Below are 16744 nucleotides of genomic sequence, written 5' to 3'. Positions count from 1 at the left end.
GGGGTAACAAATGTCTGGTGGATTAGTTACAGCTGCATACATTGTTGCCGCGATTCTGTTTATTTTTAGCCTGGCGGGGCTTTCCAAACACGAGACCTCCCAGCAGGGCAACTACTACGGTATTGCCGGGATGGCGATTGCGCTGGTGGCGACCATTCTGGGGCCGGATAGCAGCAACGTCGCGTGGATCCTGCTGGCGATGGTGATCGGCGGCGCTATCGGTATTCGTCTGGCGAAGAAAGTTGAAATGACCGAGATGCCGGAGCTGGTGGCGATTCTGCACAGCTTCGTGGGTCTGGCGGCGGTGCTGGTTGGCTTTAACAGCTACCTGCAGCATGAAACCGGTATGGAACAGATTCTGGTCAATATTCATCTGACCGAAGTGTTCCTCGGCATCTTCATCGGTGCGGTCACCTTCACGGGTTCCGTGGTGGCGTTTGGTAAACTGTGCGGCAAAATGTCCTCTAAGCCGCTGATGCTGCCGAACCGCCACAAGCTGAACCTGGCGGCGCTGGTCGTATCCTTCCTGCTGATGATCGTGTTTGTTCGTACCGATAGCATCGGTATGCAGGTGCTTTGCCTGCTGGTGATGACCGTTATTGCCCTGGCGTTTGGCTGGCATCTGGTGGCCTCAATCGGCGGCGCGGATATGCCGGTCGTGGTATCAATGCTGAACTCCTATTCAGGTTGGGCGGCGGCGGCGGCGGGCTTTATGCTCAGCAACGATCTGTTGATCGTGACCGGTGCGCTGGTGGGTTCTTCCGGTGCGATTCTGTCCTACATCATGTGTAAGGCGATGAACCGTTCGTTCTTCAGCGTTATTGCCGGTGGTTTTGGTAGCGACGGTACGGCTTCCACGGGCGATGAAGAAGTTGGCGAGCATCGCGAAATCAGCGCTGAAGAAACCGCTGAAATGCTGAAAAGCTCTCAGTCGGTCATCATCACCCCGGGCTACGGCATGGCGGTTGCGCAGGCGCAGTATCCGGTCGCAGAAATCACTGAGAGACTGCGCGCGCGCGGCATCAAGGTGCGTTTCGGCATTCACCCGGTTGCCGGGCGTCTGCCGGGCCATATGAACGTCCTGCTGGCGGAGGCGAAAGTGCCTTATGACATCGTGCTGGAGATGGATGAGATCAACGATGATTTCTCCGATACCGACACCGTACTGGTCATCGGCGCTAATGATACCGTTAACCCGGCCGCACAGGACGATCCGGGCAGCCCGATCGCCGGTATGCCGGTACTGGAAGTGTGGAAAGCGCAGAACGTCATCGTATTCAAGCGTTCGATGAACACCGGTTATGCTGGTGTACAGAACCCGCTGTTCTTCAAAGAGAACACCCACATGCTGTTTGGCGATGCTAAAGCCAGCGTCGATGCTATTCTGAAAGCCTTATAAGGTTGATTGTTTAAAACCTTTACTTCTTAAGCCGTCTCTTCTGAGACGGCTTTTTTATATATCCAGTGAAGTCATCATTTGCTCATAAAATCATCAGTTCAGGGTGTTATAATACGTACGTTTTTCACCCAAACAGAGGATATTATGGATACCGAGTTAACCCCCACGCAACTGGCCATCGAATTTCTGCGCCGTGACCCCGCTGCTTTAACCCCCGCGCAGTATCTGAAAAAGCTGAAACTGCTGGAACTTGAGTTCGCTGATTTAATGGCGCTCTCCTCCATGGAGCTTAGAGAAGAGATCGATCACGCCTGGCGTTTAGGTATCCACTAACGTTTTAGTCACGATAAACCGTTGCAGCAGGGCCGAATGGCCCTTTATTTTTACTAAATTGAAAATAAAAAAATCCCCCGCACGGGCAGGGGATTTTGTACAGCGGATGCGGGAGAGCGACGCTAATCGTCTTCTTCGTCATCCAGCTCCACCGGCGTCTGATACTCATCCGGCTTCAGCGCCAGCAGGTCGCAGCGCAGGTGATCGATAACCTGCTCGGCGGTATTGCCGAGGAAGGCCGCCGACAGGCCGGTACGACCGATAGTCCCCAGCACCACGATCCCCGCCTGCAGATGCTCTGACAGGTCCGGAATGACCTCTTCAGGTAATCCTTTTTCGACATGCGTCCGGTTTTCATCAATACCGAATTTCTGCCGCAGGGCTTTCATCGCCAGCAGATGCTGACCGCGAATGGCATCGTTGTAAACGCTGGGGTCAAAATCAGGTAGCTCAATCGCGATATTGATGGGCGTTACCGGATAAGCGCCTACCAGATGAACCTCGGTGTGGTTTACCTGCTCCGCCAGCTCAATGGTTTCGCGTACCAGTTTCTCATTGAGGGCGTTATGGTAGTTTTCTTCACTGGCGAGATTAACCGCCACCAGCGCTTTACCGCCTTCCGGCCACGGCTGATCTTTGACCATCCATACCGGGCAGGGACACTTACGCAGCAGGTGCCAGTCCGTAGGCGTGAAAATGACCGCTTCCAGCTTGTCGTGCTGGTGTGCCATCTTCAGGACTAAATCATGCTTTTCGCTGATGATTTCCTGGATAATGGCTTCGAAGGGACGATTGTGCCACACCACTTTAATATCAATGGGCACGCCGGATTCAAGGTAAAATTTAGCCTGCTCGCGGATCCAGGCGGTACGCTGTCCGATGACGCCCTGGCGCATGGCCGTGCGCTCATCGGGCGAGAGCAGAGTGGTCATTTCATAGGAAAAATCATAGATCGGCAAAAAGGCTTTGATGCGGCCACCAATCCTTTGGTGCAGATACACCGCGCGCCGCAATGCAGGCTGGTCGTCCTGATTGGGGTCGATTACTACCAGCATGTTCTGATACTTCGCCATACAGGGTCTCCTTACAACTGTAACTACAGTTTGTAATTAAAAAGATAACCTATATGGATGAAATGAAACAGGGGAGGAGCCTGGCCAGATCAACAAATTAGAAAAAAATTCGCGATCTGGCCGGATAATGAAGTGCTATCAGGCGACGTTACGGGCCTGACCAGCAAGCTGCGCCAGCAGGTCGCTGTTTTCGATAGTGATATATTTACCTTTAACCGCCAGCATACCGCTTTTCTGGAAACGACCCAGCAGGCGGCTGATGGTTTCAACCGTCAGACCAAGATAGTTGCCGATATCGCCGCGAGTCATGGTGAGGCGGAACTCGCGCGGGGAGAAACCGCGCTGCGCAAAACGGCGGGACAGGTTGTAAATAAAGGCCGCCAGACGCTCTTCTGCGTTCTTTTTGGAAAGCAGTAGAATCATATCCTGATCGCCTTTAATCTCACCGCTCATCAGACGCATCATCTGCTGACGCAGATTCGGCATCTTGCCGGAAAGATCGTCCAGCGTTTCAAACGGAATTTCGCAGACCATTGAAGTTTCCAGCGCCTGAGCAAAGCTCGGGTGGTGGCCGGTACCAATGGCGTCAAAGCCAACCAGGTCGCCCGCCAGATGAAAACCGGTGATTTGCTCATCGCCCTGTTCGGTGATGGTGTAACTTTTAATGGTGCCAGAACGAATGGCATACAGCGATTTCAGTTCATCACCGGCTTTGAACAAGGTTTGGCCTTTCTGGATAGGCTTTTTCCGCTCGATGATATTATCAAGCTGATCAAGCTCATGCTCGTTCAGAGTGAAAGGGATGCAAAGCTGGCTAATGCTGCAATCCTGGCAATGGATTGCACAACCGCCAGACTGAATGCGTCGTATAATTCGCTTTTCCGGGATCATAAGTCTGCTCAGGCTTTAATTGATATTGGTCAATTTTAACATCTTTTTGGTGCGCAGGTAAGCCTCGAACCTCTGAAACACGTAATATTAAGAGGGTAAATCAGTTACCCTCTTTATCTGATTGATTGTGAATGATTTATCGGGTGGGATTCGATTGTAAAATTACCGGAAGATTCCAAAAAAGCACATACAGTCAAAGAAGAAGATACCCCTCGTGACGCAAGAGCCACTCTTTTCGCTGCACGCCTCCGGCATAGCCAGTCATCGTACCGTTGCGGCCGATTACGCGGTGGCAGGGCACGACAATACTGAGCGGGTTTGAACCATTGGCTGCCCCCACCGCACGCGCTGCGCCGGGTCGCCCCAGCATTTGTGCCAGCTGACCGTAGTGCATGACCTGACCGCAGGGGATTGTGCGCAGCGTTTTCCAGACTTCTCGTTGGAACGGCGTGCCCGCGGTTGCGGTGGGGAGGGTATCGATAATGGCGAGATCGCCGGCGAAGTAATCTTTGAGCTTACTGCTTAATTTACCCGGATCGCGGGAATCAACCCGTTGGTAACCTTCACGCCGATAATGAACATTCAGCAGTTGCTCCATGCGGTCGCGGTGCTGATCCCACTCAACGGCCCGCAGGTTAAACTGCTCATCACAAATCACCCACAGTGGCCCCAGCGGTGTGTCAATTTTATCTTGCAGCAGCGTCAGCATCGGTAATCCTTCATCGAGATTTTGGCAGGGCATCACCATAGCACGACGCGATGCCGGCAAACTATACCCCGAAAAGATCATCAAATAAGCTCAGCTCCGACTATTCATTATGGCTTTATTTTCGCCTTCACCGGCCAGCCGCGCTAACGCTTTTATGGCCTTCCCTGGCCAACCTTGATGTTAAGGTAATCGCGGATAAATACCCGGTCCGATGGGGAGCCCTGCGAGGTACCAGCCCACCAGCAACAGTAGCCAGACGGCAAGGAATATTAATGGATAAGGCAAGACCAGCGAGTAGTAGGTCCCCAGTTTAGCCTCGGGCCGGTAGCGCTGTAAGAAGCCGAGAAATAGCGGCACAAACGGCGATACCGGCGCCAGCGGCAGCACCGATGAGTCGGCAATGCGAAACAGAATCTGCGCGAATGCCGGGTGAAAGCCCAGTAGCATAAACATCGGCACGAATATCGGCGCCAGAATTGACCAGATTGCCGAACCGCTGGCGATAAACATACATAAAAAGGCGGAGAGCAGCGCCAGGCCGACAAACGCCGGAACGCCATTCATTCCCGCGCTCTCCAGCAGGTCCGTTAAACCGACGGCCATAAATTTCCCCATATTGCTCCAGTTAAACATGGCGACGAACTGGGCCAACGGGAAGACCATCACGATAAAACCTGCCATCTCTTTCATCGGCTCAATCATCAGCGGAGGCAGGTCGGCCTGACGGCGAATTTTGCCGGTGGCAATGCCGTAAGCCAGGGAAACAACGAAGAAGAAAAAGATGATTAACGGTACGATCCCTTTTATAAACGGTGAAGGCATCACGGTATGCTTGATGGGATCGCGCAGGATACCGTTTTCCGGTATGACCATCAGCGCGATGACCGCCACGAATATCAGCGCAGCAACACCGGCCACGCGCAGGCCGAAACGCTGTTCGGGCGTCAGCGACTTAAGCGTTTCATCGCTCTTGCCCTGCCATTGACCCAACCGCGGTTCAACCAGTTTATCGGTAATCAAGCCGCCAACCAGAGTGAGAACGATCACCGAGGTTGCCATAAAGTACCAGTTATCAATCACGCTGACGTGTAGTGAGGCGTCAATGGTTTTTGCCGCTTCGGTACTGATTCCTGAGAGCAGGACATCGGTGGTAACGATGAGCAGATTGGCAGTGAAGCCGCAGCCGACGCCGGCGATTGCCGCCAGCAGTCCAGCAACCGGGTGGCGGCCAACGGCGAGAAACATCAGGGCGCCTAACGGCGGCATAATTACCAGCGCGGCATCGGAAGAGATATGGCTAAAGAAGGCGATAAACAACACCATATAGCTGGCGTAACGGGCGCTTACGTGTGATGACATTTTCGCCATCAGCGAAGGCAGCAGGCCGACCCGTTCAGCAAATCCTGCCCCCAGCACCAGAGCCAGAATGGCCCCCAGCGGCGCGAAACCGCTAAAGTTCTTAATCACGTTCGGCAAAAACCAGTGTAACCCCTCAACGCTGAGCAGGTTTTTCACCACGACTCGCGAGCCGTCGGTGGGGTTCTGTACGCCGACGTTCAGCGCCGACAGGATGGCGGTGGCGACCATCAACACCACGATCAGATAGATAAACAGTAAAAACGGATGTGGAACCTTGTTACCAATTTTTTCAACCCAGCCATAGAGCTTACCGGTGGGGGAAGGCGACGGTATGGAAGACATACTCATGGGCGTTCCTCAGTTGTCATTGTTGTGTTTGTTGTCTTTCTACCCCAGGCTGTGTCAGCAGTTGTTTTTTAGCGATTACCGCGTTGCTGTACTCCATCCGAAGGGCTTTTTATTATTTTAAAATTGAAGGCTCGACGCCCTGTGGGATCGGGCACCGGTAGGGCCTTTCGGCTAAGACCTGTGCCAGCTCCTGCTGGCTGGTGGTAAGTAACGACCTGTCGCTGAACAAACGAATGGCCGTCGCCCCCAGTACTTTTCCTGCCAGAAGCATCCCTTTATGGGCAATGGAGGTTCTGCCCTGGCTGACCAGTTGCCAGGTGTGCAACGGCGTCCCGACGGCAAAGCAGGGGCTGAAGCACTGGGCTACGGGGGTTTTCCAGCTCACGTCGCCGACGTCGGTAGAGCCCGCAAGGATATTATCGGTAGCCGCCCACGGTGCCACCTCGTCGATAAGGATCGTCTCGCGGTGGCGGCGGGCGAATGCTTTTCCCTCGTCGCCGCTGGTGCCGGCAATGTTTTTCAGGCTGTTATTAATATCGTTCTCGCTTAAGGTCGCGCGAATTTCGGCGGCGAAAGCGCGCTCTTCTGCGCTCCAGTGCGGCGTGCCGTAATGGCATACCGCCTGATACATTGCCGCTTCCAGCGTGCGGTTGGGCAGATAGCTGGAACAGGCTTTTTCGAAGCGGCAACTGACGCTGGTCTGGGTCATCAACGCGGCACCCTGGGCGATTTTCTCGATCCGCGCGAAGATTTGCTGCGCGTCGGCCATTTCCGGCGCGCGAATGAGATACAGCACCTCCGCCTGCGCCTGAACTACATTGGGGGAGACGCCGCCGGTATCGGTGATGGCGTAGTGCACCCGCGCCTTTTCGATAATGTGTTCGTTAAGGAAGTTGCTGCCGGTGGTCATCAGCGTCACGGCGTCCAGCGCGCTGCGGCCAAGATGCGGCGAGTTTGCCGCATGCGCCGCGGTGCCGGTAAACCGCCACGCCGCCTGAATGTTGGCAAGGGTGCTGGTGCTGAACATCCCGGCCCAGGCTTCCGGGTGCCAGGTCAGGGCGGCATCGACGTCATCGAACAAACCCTCACGGACCATAAAGGTCTTTCCGGAACCGCCTTCCTCGCCGGGACAGCCATAAAAGCGTAGGGTACCGGTGCCGCCTTGCTGCTGCAGCCAGTTCCTGGCGGCGACCGCGGCGGCGAAAGCCGCCGTACCAAGCAGATTATGCCCGCACCCATGGCCGTTTTCCCCCGGCGTTGAAGACGCGGGCGCTGCGCAGTGTGCCTGTTGGCTGAGCCCCGCCAGGGCGTCAAATTCACCGAGCACGGCAATCACCGGTTGGCCTTCGCCATAGCTGGCGATAAAGGCGTTGGGGATCCCACCCGCATTGCGGGTCAATTGAAAACCTTCCGCTTCCAGCGCATCGGCCAGACGCGCAGCGGACCAGAACTCCTGAAAGCGGGTTTCCGGATGATCCCAGATATCATCGGCTATGGCGCAAAAATCGTTGCGTCGCCCCTCAATGACGTCATCGACAAATTGATAAACCTGTTCCATCACACACCTCGCTGCCAGGGAAAGTTCAGGGCGACGCGTGCTAACGTGGCGACGGCCAGGGTCATCACGCTTTCGTCGAAATCGAATTTTTCGTTGTGGTGGCCAGCGCTTAGTTCCGTGCCGAATATCATGTATGAGGCGAGACCGCCGCGCTCCTGGACCCGGGCCATCATCAGGGTGGCATCCTCGGAACCCGCCGGGGCTGCAATACGATCGACGGCCTGTTTAACACCGGGGACCTGCGTTGTCTGCTGACGCAGATAGTCCACCCACGCCGGCGAGGGGGCGCTGGAGGTGGCCGCGCCCATCAGCTGTAACTGATAGCTGGCTTCATACATCATCGCCGCGCCGGCGATCGCCTGTTTGGCCCGCTCAAATACGTACTGGTTAATGGCTTCGGTTTCGCCACGGGTTTCGATTTTTAAGAGGGCGGAAGAGGGCACGACGTTACGCCCGGTACCGGCCTGCATGACGCCGACGTTAACCCTTGACGCCCCGGCGCTATGTGGCGCGATGGCATGTAAGGCAAGGGTGGCCTGGGCCGCCGCCAGCAGCGCATTACGGCCATCTTCGGGTTTTCCGCCGGCGTGGGCGGCGACGCCGCTGAACTGCACATCGAATTTGGTGGTGGCCATAAAGTTATCGCCACCGCAAACGACGGTGCCGGAAGGGACGCCGGTACCGATATGAATGGCGGTGAAATAGTCCACGTTATCCACCACGCCCGCCGCTACCATGGCGCGCGCGCCGCGGGTACCTTCTTCCGCCGGTTGGAAAATCAGCTTGATCGTTCCGTTGAGCTGCTCGGCGTATTCCTTCAGCACGTGCGCCAGCCCCAGACCGATTGCGGTATGACCGTCATGGCCGCAGGCATGCATCATGCCTTCGTTGCAGGAGGCAAAACGATCGCGGTGCGGGCGGTGACTATCATCGTGCTGCTCGTTGAGATCGAGCGCATCCATATCGACGCGAAACGCCAGCGTCGGCCCCGGCCGTCCTGTGTCGAGGGTTGCCACTACTCCGGCGAAGCCGCCTTCAAACGCCGGCAGCCAGCGTTCCGGCGCACCCTGTGAGCGGGCGCGCTGGAATGCCTGCGCCAGCGTCTCTTCATCAGGCAGACCCATACGGCTCTCGGCGTCGATAACGTCTCGCCCCAGCGCCAGCTGATAGCCCAGACCGTCTAAGACCTCCGCCACCTTGCTGGCGGTGCGGAACTCCAGCCAGCCGGATTCTGCATGCAGGTGAAAATCGCGACGCCAATCGGCCATTTTGGGCGCCAGCTGGTTGATGAAATCATAAAGTTGCGGCATAACCTTTCCTGTCATAATCAAAAACTGTGATGGCGTTCACGAAGTGATAGTGTTTGCTTATCGCCAACCCCTTTCATGCACTCTCATCCTTAACCTGCCACAGGATGATCGATTACAGTAGATGTCATTTTCTTCTGTCTGATACATATTGGTTATCACTTGCGAGATGTCATTCCAGATTAAATTTCATCAGATTCGCGCCTTCGTTGAGGTCGCGCGCCAGGGAAGTATTCGCGGCGCCAGCCGGACGCTGGCGATTTCACAACCGGCGTTGACCAAAGCGATTAAAGAGCTGGAAGAAGGGCTCTCTACGCAGCTGTTTGTGCGCCGTAGCCGGGGGGTGGCGCTGACCGAAAGCGGCGAAAGCTTCTATCAGCATGCGAGCCTGATCCTGGAAGAGCTGCGGGCGGCGCAGGATGAATTGCTACAACGTCAGGGTGCGCAGGCCGGGCAGATAAATATCGGCCTTGGCGCCAGCGTAGCGCGTTCGCTGATGCCTTCGGTCATTTGCCGCTTTCATCAGCAGCATCCGCTGGTGAAGGTGCGAATTATGGAAGGTCAGCTGCTGGCGATGATTAACGAACTGCGGCAGGGTGAGCTGGATTTCACCATCAATACTTACTATCCCGGCCCGTACGATCATGAATTCAGCTTTGAGAAGCTATTTGAGAAACCCTTTGCGGTATTCGCCCGCGCCGGTCATCCGGCGGCACAAGCCACTTCACTTCAGGCGTTGCTCGAACATCACTGGACGATGCCGACGCCGCGCGGCAGCTACTTCAAACAGCTGCAGGAGATGTTTAATCAGGCTGGACTGGCACTCAAGGTGGATATCGTCTGTGAGACCTTCTCTTCGTGCATTAGCCTGGTAGTGAAAAGCGATTTTCTCAGCATTCTGCCGGTCGAGCTTGGCAACGATCCGATGATGGCGGATAAGCTGGTGATGCTCCCTATCCGTGAAGCGCTACCTAAAGCCACCTATTATCTGATTCAGCGCCGCGATACGCGGCAGACACCCTTAACGGCGTCATTAATCACGCTGTTTCGTCGTCAAAGCCGCCAGCTGTTTCCCTAGGTCAATTTACCCGCAGAGGTGTTTAAACGCGTTGAGGAGGCGTCGCGAGGCGGCTATAGTACCTTCCCAGTAGTAGCTGGAGGAACGCGCATGAACCTTGACGACAAATCCCTTTTTCTTGGCGCCATGGAGGACGTTCAACCGCTGAAGCGCAATAACGACGTTCTCTGGCACCCCGAGCGCAATACCCGCGCCGTGCAGCGAATTGACACCCTGCAGCTTGATAACTTTCTGACCACCGGCTATCTCGATATCGTACCGCTGGAGACCGCGCTGGAGTTTAAGCGCGAAGGTTTGCAAAGCGGCGTGCTGGAAAAGCTCCGTCGCGGCAAGTACAGCCAGCAGGCCAGCCTCAATCTGCTGCGCCAGCCGGTGGAAAAGTGCCGACAAATGCTGTTTGCTTTTGTCGTAGAGGCGCAACAGCAGGGGCTGCGTAATCTGCTGATCGTTCATGGTAAGGGGCGCGACGACGACGCGCACGCCAATATTATTCGTAGCTACCTGGCGCGCTGGCTGGTGGAACTCCCGGAGGTGCAGGCGTTCTGTGCTGCGTTACCGCACCACGGCGGCAGCGGAGCCTGCTACGTGGCGCTGCGAAAATCGGCTGAAGCTAAGCAGGAAAACTGGGAACGCCACGCTAAACATAGCCGTTAGCGCATCAGAAGCGTTAATTCCCGGGCTGCTTTCTGTAGCTCTGGTAGCACCCGCTCCAGCATTTCGTGTGCGGAAACCTGCCCGGCGTGCACGCCGACGTTAAGCGCCGCCTGAATCTGTCCCTGAGGATTAAACAGCGGGACCGCCAGGGAGCGCAATCCCATCTCCAGCTCCTGATCGTTAAGCGCGTAACCCTGCTGATGCACCCGTTTGAGCTCGGCGCGCAGCTTCGCGACCGAATCAACGGTTTGCGGGGTATAGCGAATCATCGTTACCCGACCCAGCATATCGTTCAGCTTCTCTTCCGGCTGATAGCTCAGTAACACGCGCCCCATTGATGTCGCCCAGGCGGGCAGGCGGCTGCCAATATCCAGATCGATGGTCATAATTCGTGAACTGGAGGCGCGGGCGATATAGAGAATATCGTCGCCGTCGAGAGTCGCAATTGAGCATGACTCGTTAAGCATTTCGCTTAAATGTTTCAGCACAGGCTGCGCCGAGCGCGCCAGCGGCGTCGATGCCAGCCAGGCGTGGCCCAGTGACAGAATACGCGGACGTAGCTGGAAATTTTTACCATCCTCGGCATAAACAAACCCCAGTTTGCTCAGCGTATAGAGACAGCGGCGCACCGCCGCGCGCGGAATACCGGTCTTCTGGCTGATTTGCGAAATAGAGAGCAGCGGGCGCTGCGGAGTAAAGGCCTGGATCACCTCCAGTCCGCGCGCCAGCGAGGCCATAAAGTTGGGATCGCCCTTAAACGCATCGCTTTCGCCCGTCAGTAAATCGTCTGGATGTTTCTCCATTTTTTTCTCCGTATTTGCCATCGATCACATTCTTTCGTTAAACATACATGATGTTCGATTATCGCACCATATTTCGATTATCGCCCTTGACCAGCATCGTTAAGCGGGTCACATTTTGTGCGAACAACGAATAAAAGTGCGATTACCGCACATACAGGAGCGACCTGATGATTGATAAAAGCGTATCGACGCTAAATGATGCCATCGCTGGGATTCACGACGGGGCGACCATTATGATTGGCGGATTTGGTCCCGCCGGGCAGCCGACGTATCTGATAGATGCTCTGATAGAACAGGGGGCTCGTGATTTAACCATTATTAACAACAATGCAGGCAATGGTGAAGTGGGTCTGGCGGCGCTGCTGAAAGCCGGACGGGTGCGCAAAATGATCTGTTCGTTCCCGCGTCAGGTCGACTCACAGATTTTTGACGACCTCTACCGTCGCGGCAAAGTTGAACTGGAGCTGGTGCCGCAGGGGAATCTCGCCGCACGTATCCAGGCGGCAGGCGCCGGCCTCGGCGCGGTATTCACGCCAACCGGCTACGGTACGCCGCTGGCCGAGGGAAAAGAGACTCGCGAAATCGACGGGCGTCATTACGTTCTTGAATATCCCATCAAGGCCGACTTTGCGTTGATCAAAGCTCACCAGGGCGATCGCTGGGGAAATCTGGTTTATCGCAAAGCGGCGCGCAATTTCGGCCCGATTATGGCCACTGCCGCGAAAACAACCATTGTAGAAGTCTCGCAGCTGGTGGCTCTTGGCGACCTTGACCCGGAAAATATTATTACCCCGGGCATTTTTGTGCAGCGCGTCTACTCCCTGGAAAACCTGACTGCCGCTAAGAGCGCCTGAGGAAACCGTAATGCAAAAACTGACACGTGATGAAATGGCCCAGCGCGTAGCCCGCGATATCCCCGAAGGCGCTTACGTCAACCTGGGGATCGGTTTACCTACCCGTATCGCCAACTATCTTCCTGCGGATAAGGAAATTTTTCTGCACAGCGAAAATGGCCTGCTGGGGATGGGGCCGAAACCGCTGCCGGGGGAAGAGGATCCGGAATTGATTAACGCCGGGAAAGAGTATGTGACTTTGCTTGAGGGCGGCTGCTATTTCCATCACGGCGACTCTTTCGCCATGATGCGCGGCGGTCATCTTGATATCTGCGTGCTGGGAGCCTATCAGGTTTCCGCCAGCGGCGACCTGGCAAACTGGAGTACCGGCGCGCCCGATGCCATCCCGGCAGTCGGCGGAGCGATGGATCTGGCCATCGGCGCTCGTCAGGTATTTGTGATGATGGATCACCTGACCCGCGACGGCGAATGCAAGCTGGTCGAGCACTGCACCTATCCGCTGACCGGCGTCGCCTGCGTGAGCCGGATTTATACCGATCTGGCGGTCATCGATATTAGCGAAAGCGGCCCGGTGGTGCGGGAAATCTTCAACGGCCTCTCTTTTGAGGAACTGCAGCGTATCACTCCGGTGGCGCTGACTTTCGAACAACTGGCGGAAAGCGCGTAAGGAACCTATGATGAATCAGGCATTTATCTGTGATGCGGTACGTACCCCGTTCGGTCGTTTTGGCGGAACCCTGGCGACTATGCGCGCCGACGATCTGGCAGCGCTGCCGCTGAAAGCGCTGCTGGAGCGTAATCCGGGTCTCGATCCGGCGCGTATTGACGATGTGATTTACGGCTGCGCCAACCAGGCGGGGGAAGATAACCGCAACGTCGCGCGAATGGCGCTGCTGCTGGCTGGTTTGCCGGAAAGCGTGCCGGGCAGTACCGTTAATCGCCTGTGCGGTTCCAGCCTTGATGCGATCGGCATCGCAGCGCGCGCGATTAAAAGCGGCGAAACTGAACTGATGATTGCCGGCGGCGTGGAAAGCATGTCGCGCGCGCCCTTTGTGATGGGCAAGGCTGAAAGCGCCTTTAGCCGCACGATGAAGATGGAAGATACGACCATTGGCTGGCGTTTTATCAATCCGCAAATGAAAGCGCTGTACGGCGTTGATTCGATGCCGGAAACGGCGGAAAACGTGGCGGGGGATTTTACCGTGTCGCGCGCCGACCAGGATGCGTTTGCGCTGCGCAGCCAGCAGCGTACGGCGGCGGCGCAGGAGGCAGGACGTTTTGCCGACGAGCTGATCGCCGTTTCGGTGCCGCAGCGTAAGGGCGAAGCGCTGCTCTTTACCCGCGATGAGCATCCGCGCAGCACGACGGCGGAAGCGCTGGCGAAGCTACGCGGCGTGGTGCGTGCTGATGGCACGGTTACCGCGGGTAATGCTTCCGGGGTTAACGACGGCGCTTGCGCCCTGTTGTTAGCCAGCGAGCAGGCGCTGGCCGTCAATGATTTACAGCCGCTGGCCCGCGTAGTGGGTGTCGCCACGGCAGGCGTTGCGCCGCGTATTATGGGATTTGGCCCGGCGCCGGCGGTACGTAAGGTGCTGGCGCAAACCGGGCTGACGCTTGGGCAAATGGACGTTATTGAACTGAATGAAGCCTTTGCCGCCCAGGCGCTGGCGGTAACGCGCGATCTTGGACTGCCCGACGATGCGGCGCACGTCAATCCTAACGGCGGCGCGATTGCCCTCGGTCATCCGCTGGGGGCCTCCGGCGGGCGTCTGGCAATGACCGCGGCCTATCAGCTGCGTCGTACCGGAGGACGCTATGCGCTGTGCACCATGTGCATTGGCGTGGGTCAGGGGATCGCGCTAATTATTGAACGCGTTTAAGGAGCCACGATGAGTTTGTTGACCCCGATGATGCGCACCAGTCCGCTGACCGCCTGGTTCAGCGATGCGCAGCGGGTACAGGGGATGCTGGATTTTGAAGCCGGGCTGGTTCGCGCTCAGGTCGAATGCGGCCTGGTGCCGCAGGCGGCGCTCAATCCCATCGTCGAGGCCTGCCAGCATGAAAAAATCGACTTTACCACGCTGGGGCAGGCCGCTACCAGCGCGGGGAATCTGGCTATCCCGCTGGTAAAACAGCTGACTGCGCAAGTTAAACAACGCGACGAAGCGGCGGCGCGCTATGTTCATTGGGGGGCGACCAGCCAGGATGCCATCGATAGCGGATTTATCCTGCAGCTACGCGGCGCGTTAACGGATACAGAGTCATTACTGCAGGGGGTACTCGACGCTTTGGCCGCTCAGGCCGAGCGCCACCAGGATACGGTGATGCCTGGCCGCACCTGGATGCAGCATGCGCTGCCGGTGACCTTTGGCCTTAAGCTTGCCGGGACGCTGGATGCGCTACTGCGCTGGCAGGCGCGTCTGCGCGAGATGCGCCCAAGAATCCTGGCGCTGCAGTTTGGCGGCGCAGCGGGGACTCTTGATTCGCTCAAGTCGCAGGCTCCGCAGGTTGCCATCGCGCTGGCGAAAACGCTCGAACTGCAGCTTCCTGACACGCCGTGGCACAGCCAGCGCGACCGCATGCTGGAGGTGGGGGCGTGGTACGCTGGGGTTTGCGGTACTCTTGGCAAATTCGCCAATGATTTTTCTCTGCTGATGCAAACCGAAGTCGCGGAGGTGGCAGAACCTATTGCTGAAGGGCGCGGCGGTTCGTCAACCATGCCGCACAAGCGTAACCCCATCTCCTGCGCCGCTATTTTAACCGCCGCTCAGCGAACGCCGGGGCTGGTGGCGACGCTTTACGCCGGCCAGATCCAGCAGCATGAGCGGGCCCTGGGCGGCTGGCAGGCAGAGTGGGAAACCCTGCCGGAGCTGATTACTCTCGTTGGTGGCGCGCTGGCGCAGAGCGAAGCGCTGGTGCGCGACATGCAGGTATTCCCGCATAAGATGCGCGCCGACCTGGATATCACCCATGGCCTGATTATGGCAGAGGCCGTTACCCTGGCGCTGGCGGAATTTATCGGTAAGGCCGAGGCTCATCACCGGATTGAGGCGCTGTGTCGTCAGGCGCTGGATACCTCAAGTTCGCTGCTGAGCGTGCTGGAAAGCGATCCGCTGGTCAGCGGGCATCTTTCCGCCAGCCGCTTAACCCAACTGCTGGATCCGACAACGGCGACCGGCAGTTCAGCACTCTTCGTGCGCCAGGTTGTGGCGCGCTATAAGGAGCAACGTCATGAATGTTGATTATAAGATTGATGGACCGCAAGATGCGCCGGTCATTGTTCTCTCCAACTCGCTGGGGACCACCCGGGCGATGTGGCAGCCGCAGATTGAAGCGTTAACGCAGCATTTTCGCGTCCTGCGCTACGATACCCATGGTCATGGAGCCACTCATAAAAGCGGCAAAGTCACCCTGACTCAGCTCGGCGAGGATGTGATTGCGCTGCTCGATCATCTTAATATCGCCAAAGCCTGGTTCTGCGGAATTTCAATGGGCGGGCTTACCGGCCTGTGGCTGGGGCGTTTTGCCCCTGAGCGCTTTTACGGTCTGATCGTCGCCAACACCGCGGCGCGGATTGGCGACCAGGCGGGCTGGCTGTCGCGCGCCCGTACGGTTCGTCAGGAAGGGATGGATGTGGTCGCCGCGGGCGCGGCGGATCGCTGGTTCACCCACGGTTTTCGTCAGAAGTCTCCGGAAGCGGTGGAAGCGTTATGCCATCAGCTGACCCACAGCGACGCTGAAGGTTATGCCGCCTGCTGCGAAGCGCTGGCGGCTGCCGACCTGCGCGCGGAAGTCGCGCAGATCCCGGTTCCGGTGCTGATTATTGCCGGTGAAAGTGACCCTGTCACTACCGTTGCGGACGCTGACTTTCTGCAACAGCAGATCCCCGCCTCAGAAGTCGTGGTACTGGCTGCCTCTCATTTATCGAATATCGAAGCGCCGCAGGCGTTTAACGCGGCGCTACTGGACTTCGCTCAAGGAGAGAACCATGGAGGATAAACAGCGTTATCAGCAAGGAATGGCGGTACGGCGCAAGGTACTTGGCGACGACCACGTCGATAAAACTCTGCAAAAGCTGACGCCGCTTAACGAAGAATTTCAGGACTTTATCACCCGCTACGCCTGGGGAGAGACCTGGACTCGTCCGGGGCTCAGTCACCATACCCGCAGCATGATAACTATTGCCATGCTGATCGCCCTCAATCGCGAAGCTGAGCTGAAAATGCATCTGCGCGCGGCGTTTAATAACGGCGTCACCCGCGATGAACTCAAAGAGCTGATCATGCACTCCGCGCTCTATTGCGGCCTGCCTGCCGCTAACGCCACGATGCATCTGGCGCAGCAGGTGTTTGACGAAATGGAAGGATAAATTCCCGGT

General features: G+C 56.9%; 17 protein-coding genes. 10 read left to right on the top strand and 7 right to left on the bottom strand.

Annotation, left to right across the window (positions count from 1 at the left end; all coding sequences use genetic code 11):
* Nucleotides 1-10 precede the first annotated feature (10 nt).
* Complete coding sequence (gene pntB / locus GJ746_RS13930; RefSeq protein WP_154680746.1) at nt 11-1399, top strand: Re/Si-specific NAD(P)(+) transhydrogenase subunit beta; 1389 nt, start codon at nt 11-13, stop codon at nt 1397-1399.
* A 144-nt stretch (nt 1400-1543) separates the two neighbouring features.
* Nucleotides 1544-1732, top strand: coding sequence for a YdiH family protein (locus GJ746_RS13925; protein WP_154680745.1), 189 nt, complete (start codon nt 1544-1546; stop codon nt 1730-1732).
* 122 nt (nt 1733-1854) lie between these two features.
* Here the strand turns inward: GJ746_RS13925 and uspE are convergent, their stop codons facing one another.
* From uspE to GJ746_RS13895, 6 genes are all read right to left on the bottom strand, one after another.
* Complete coding sequence (uspE, locus tag GJ746_RS13920; protein ID WP_154680744.1) at nt 1855-2805, bottom strand: universal stress protein UspE; 951 nt, start codon at nt 2803-2805, stop codon at nt 1855-1857.
* A gap of 138 nt (nt 2806-2943) precedes the next feature.
* A complete protein-coding gene (gene fnr / locus GJ746_RS13915) occupies nt 2944-3696 on the bottom strand; it encodes a fumarate/nitrate reduction transcriptional regulator Fnr (protein ID WP_004102577.1) in 753 nt (250 codons plus the stop codon).
* A 193-nt stretch (nt 3697-3889) separates the two neighbouring features.
* Nucleotides 3890-4405 carry a methylated-DNA--[protein]-cysteine S-methyltransferase gene (ogt, locus tag GJ746_RS13910; protein WP_154680743.1) on the bottom strand — a complete coding sequence of 172 codons (516 nt, stop codon included), beginning with the start codon at nt 4403-4405 and terminating at the stop codon, nt 3890-3892.
* A gap of 180 nt (nt 4406-4585) precedes the next feature.
* Entirely contained in the window at nt 4586-6112 is a 1527-nt protein-coding gene (gene abgT / locus GJ746_RS13905) for a p-aminobenzoyl-glutamate transporter (protein WP_154680742.1), read from the bottom strand.
* Between the two features lie 112 nt (nt 6113-6224).
* The gene (locus GJ746_RS13900; protein WP_154680741.1) at nt 6225-7670 is read right to left on the bottom strand and encodes a M20 family metallopeptidase; all 1446 of its coding nucleotides are present in this window, start codon (nt 7668-7670) and stop codon (nt 6225-6227) included.
* Nucleotides 7670-8980 carry a M20 family metallo-hydrolase gene (locus tag GJ746_RS13895; protein WP_154680740.1) on the bottom strand — a complete coding sequence of 437 codons (1311 nt, stop codon included), beginning with the start codon at nt 8978-8980 and terminating at the stop codon, nt 7670-7672. Before GJ746_RS13895 ends, GJ746_RS13900 begins: the two co-directional genes overlap by 1 nt.
* 166 nt (nt 8981-9146) lie before the next feature.
* On the opposite strand from GJ746_RS13895, the gene GJ746_RS13890 reads away from it, so the two are divergent.
* Both GJ746_RS13890 and smrA read left to right on the top strand, forming a co-directional pair.
* The gene (locus tag GJ746_RS13890; RefSeq protein WP_154680739.1) at nt 9147-10055 is read left to right on the top strand and encodes a LysR family transcriptional regulator; all 909 of its coding nucleotides are present in this window, start codon (nt 9147-9149) and stop codon (nt 10053-10055) included.
* A 90-nt stretch (nt 10056-10145) separates the two neighbouring features.
* Nucleotides 10146-10709: a DNA endonuclease SmrA gene (gene smrA / locus GJ746_RS13885; RefSeq protein ID WP_154680738.1), complete on the top strand. Its 564-nt coding sequence runs from the start codon at nt 10146-10148 to the stop codon at nt 10707-10709.
* Here smrA and GJ746_RS13880 read toward each other — a convergent pair.
* Entirely contained in the window at nt 10706-11512 is an 807-nt protein-coding gene (locus GJ746_RS13880) for an IclR family transcriptional regulator C-terminal domain-containing protein (RefSeq protein ID WP_154680737.1), read from the bottom strand. The genes smrA and GJ746_RS13880 overlap by 4 nt on opposite strands.
* A 167-nt stretch (nt 11513-11679) precedes the next feature.
* Here GJ746_RS13880 and GJ746_RS13875 point away from each other — a divergent pair, with 167 nt between their 5' ends.
* Genes GJ746_RS13875 through pcaC form a run of 6 tightly spaced genes read left to right on the top strand, consistent with a single transcriptional unit; the run spans nt 11680 to nt 16735 of the window.
* Nucleotides 11680-12366 (top strand): 3-oxoacid CoA-transferase subunit A, encoded by a 687-nt coding sequence (locus GJ746_RS13875; RefSeq protein WP_154680736.1) that lies wholly within the window; start codon nt 11680-11682, stop codon nt 12364-12366.
* Nucleotides 12367-12376: 10 nt separating this feature from the next.
* Entirely contained in the window at nt 12377-13033 is a 657-nt protein-coding gene (locus GJ746_RS13870) for a 3-oxoacid CoA-transferase subunit B (protein ID WP_154680735.1), read from the top strand.
* Between the two features lie 10 nt (nt 13034-13043).
* Nucleotides 13044-14246: a 3-oxoadipyl-CoA thiolase gene (gene pcaF / locus GJ746_RS13865; RefSeq protein WP_154682730.1), complete on the top strand. Its 1203-nt coding sequence runs from the start codon at nt 13044-13046 to the stop codon at nt 14244-14246.
* Nucleotides 14247-14255: 9 nt separating this feature from the next.
* The gene (locus GJ746_RS13860; protein WP_154680734.1) at nt 14256-15608 is read left to right on the top strand and encodes a 3-carboxy-cis,cis-muconate cycloisomerase; all 1353 of its coding nucleotides are present in this window, start codon (nt 14256-14258) and stop codon (nt 15606-15608) included.
* Nucleotides 15598-16365: a 3-oxoadipate enol-lactonase gene (gene pcaD / locus GJ746_RS13855; RefSeq protein ID WP_154680733.1), complete on the top strand. Its 768-nt coding sequence runs from the start codon at nt 15598-15600 to the stop codon at nt 16363-16365. The genes GJ746_RS13860 and pcaD overlap by 11 nt, the downstream gene beginning before the upstream one ends.
* Nucleotides 16355-16735: a 4-carboxymuconolactone decarboxylase gene (gene pcaC, locus GJ746_RS13850; RefSeq protein ID WP_154680732.1), complete on the top strand. Its 381-nt coding sequence runs from the start codon at nt 16355-16357 to the stop codon at nt 16733-16735. The genes pcaD and pcaC overlap by 11 nt, the downstream gene beginning before the upstream one ends.
* The last annotated feature ends 9 nt before the right edge of the window (nt 16736-16744 follow it).

Origin of the sequence: Klebsiella oxytoca (genome assembly GCF_009707385.1) — a bacterium.
GTDB classification, from domain to species: Bacteria; Pseudomonadota; Gammaproteobacteria; order Enterobacterales; family Enterobacteriaceae; genus Klebsiella; species Klebsiella oxytoca_C.
Note: the sequence above shows the minus strand (reverse complement) of the source record. Positions and strands in the feature narration are given on the sequence as shown.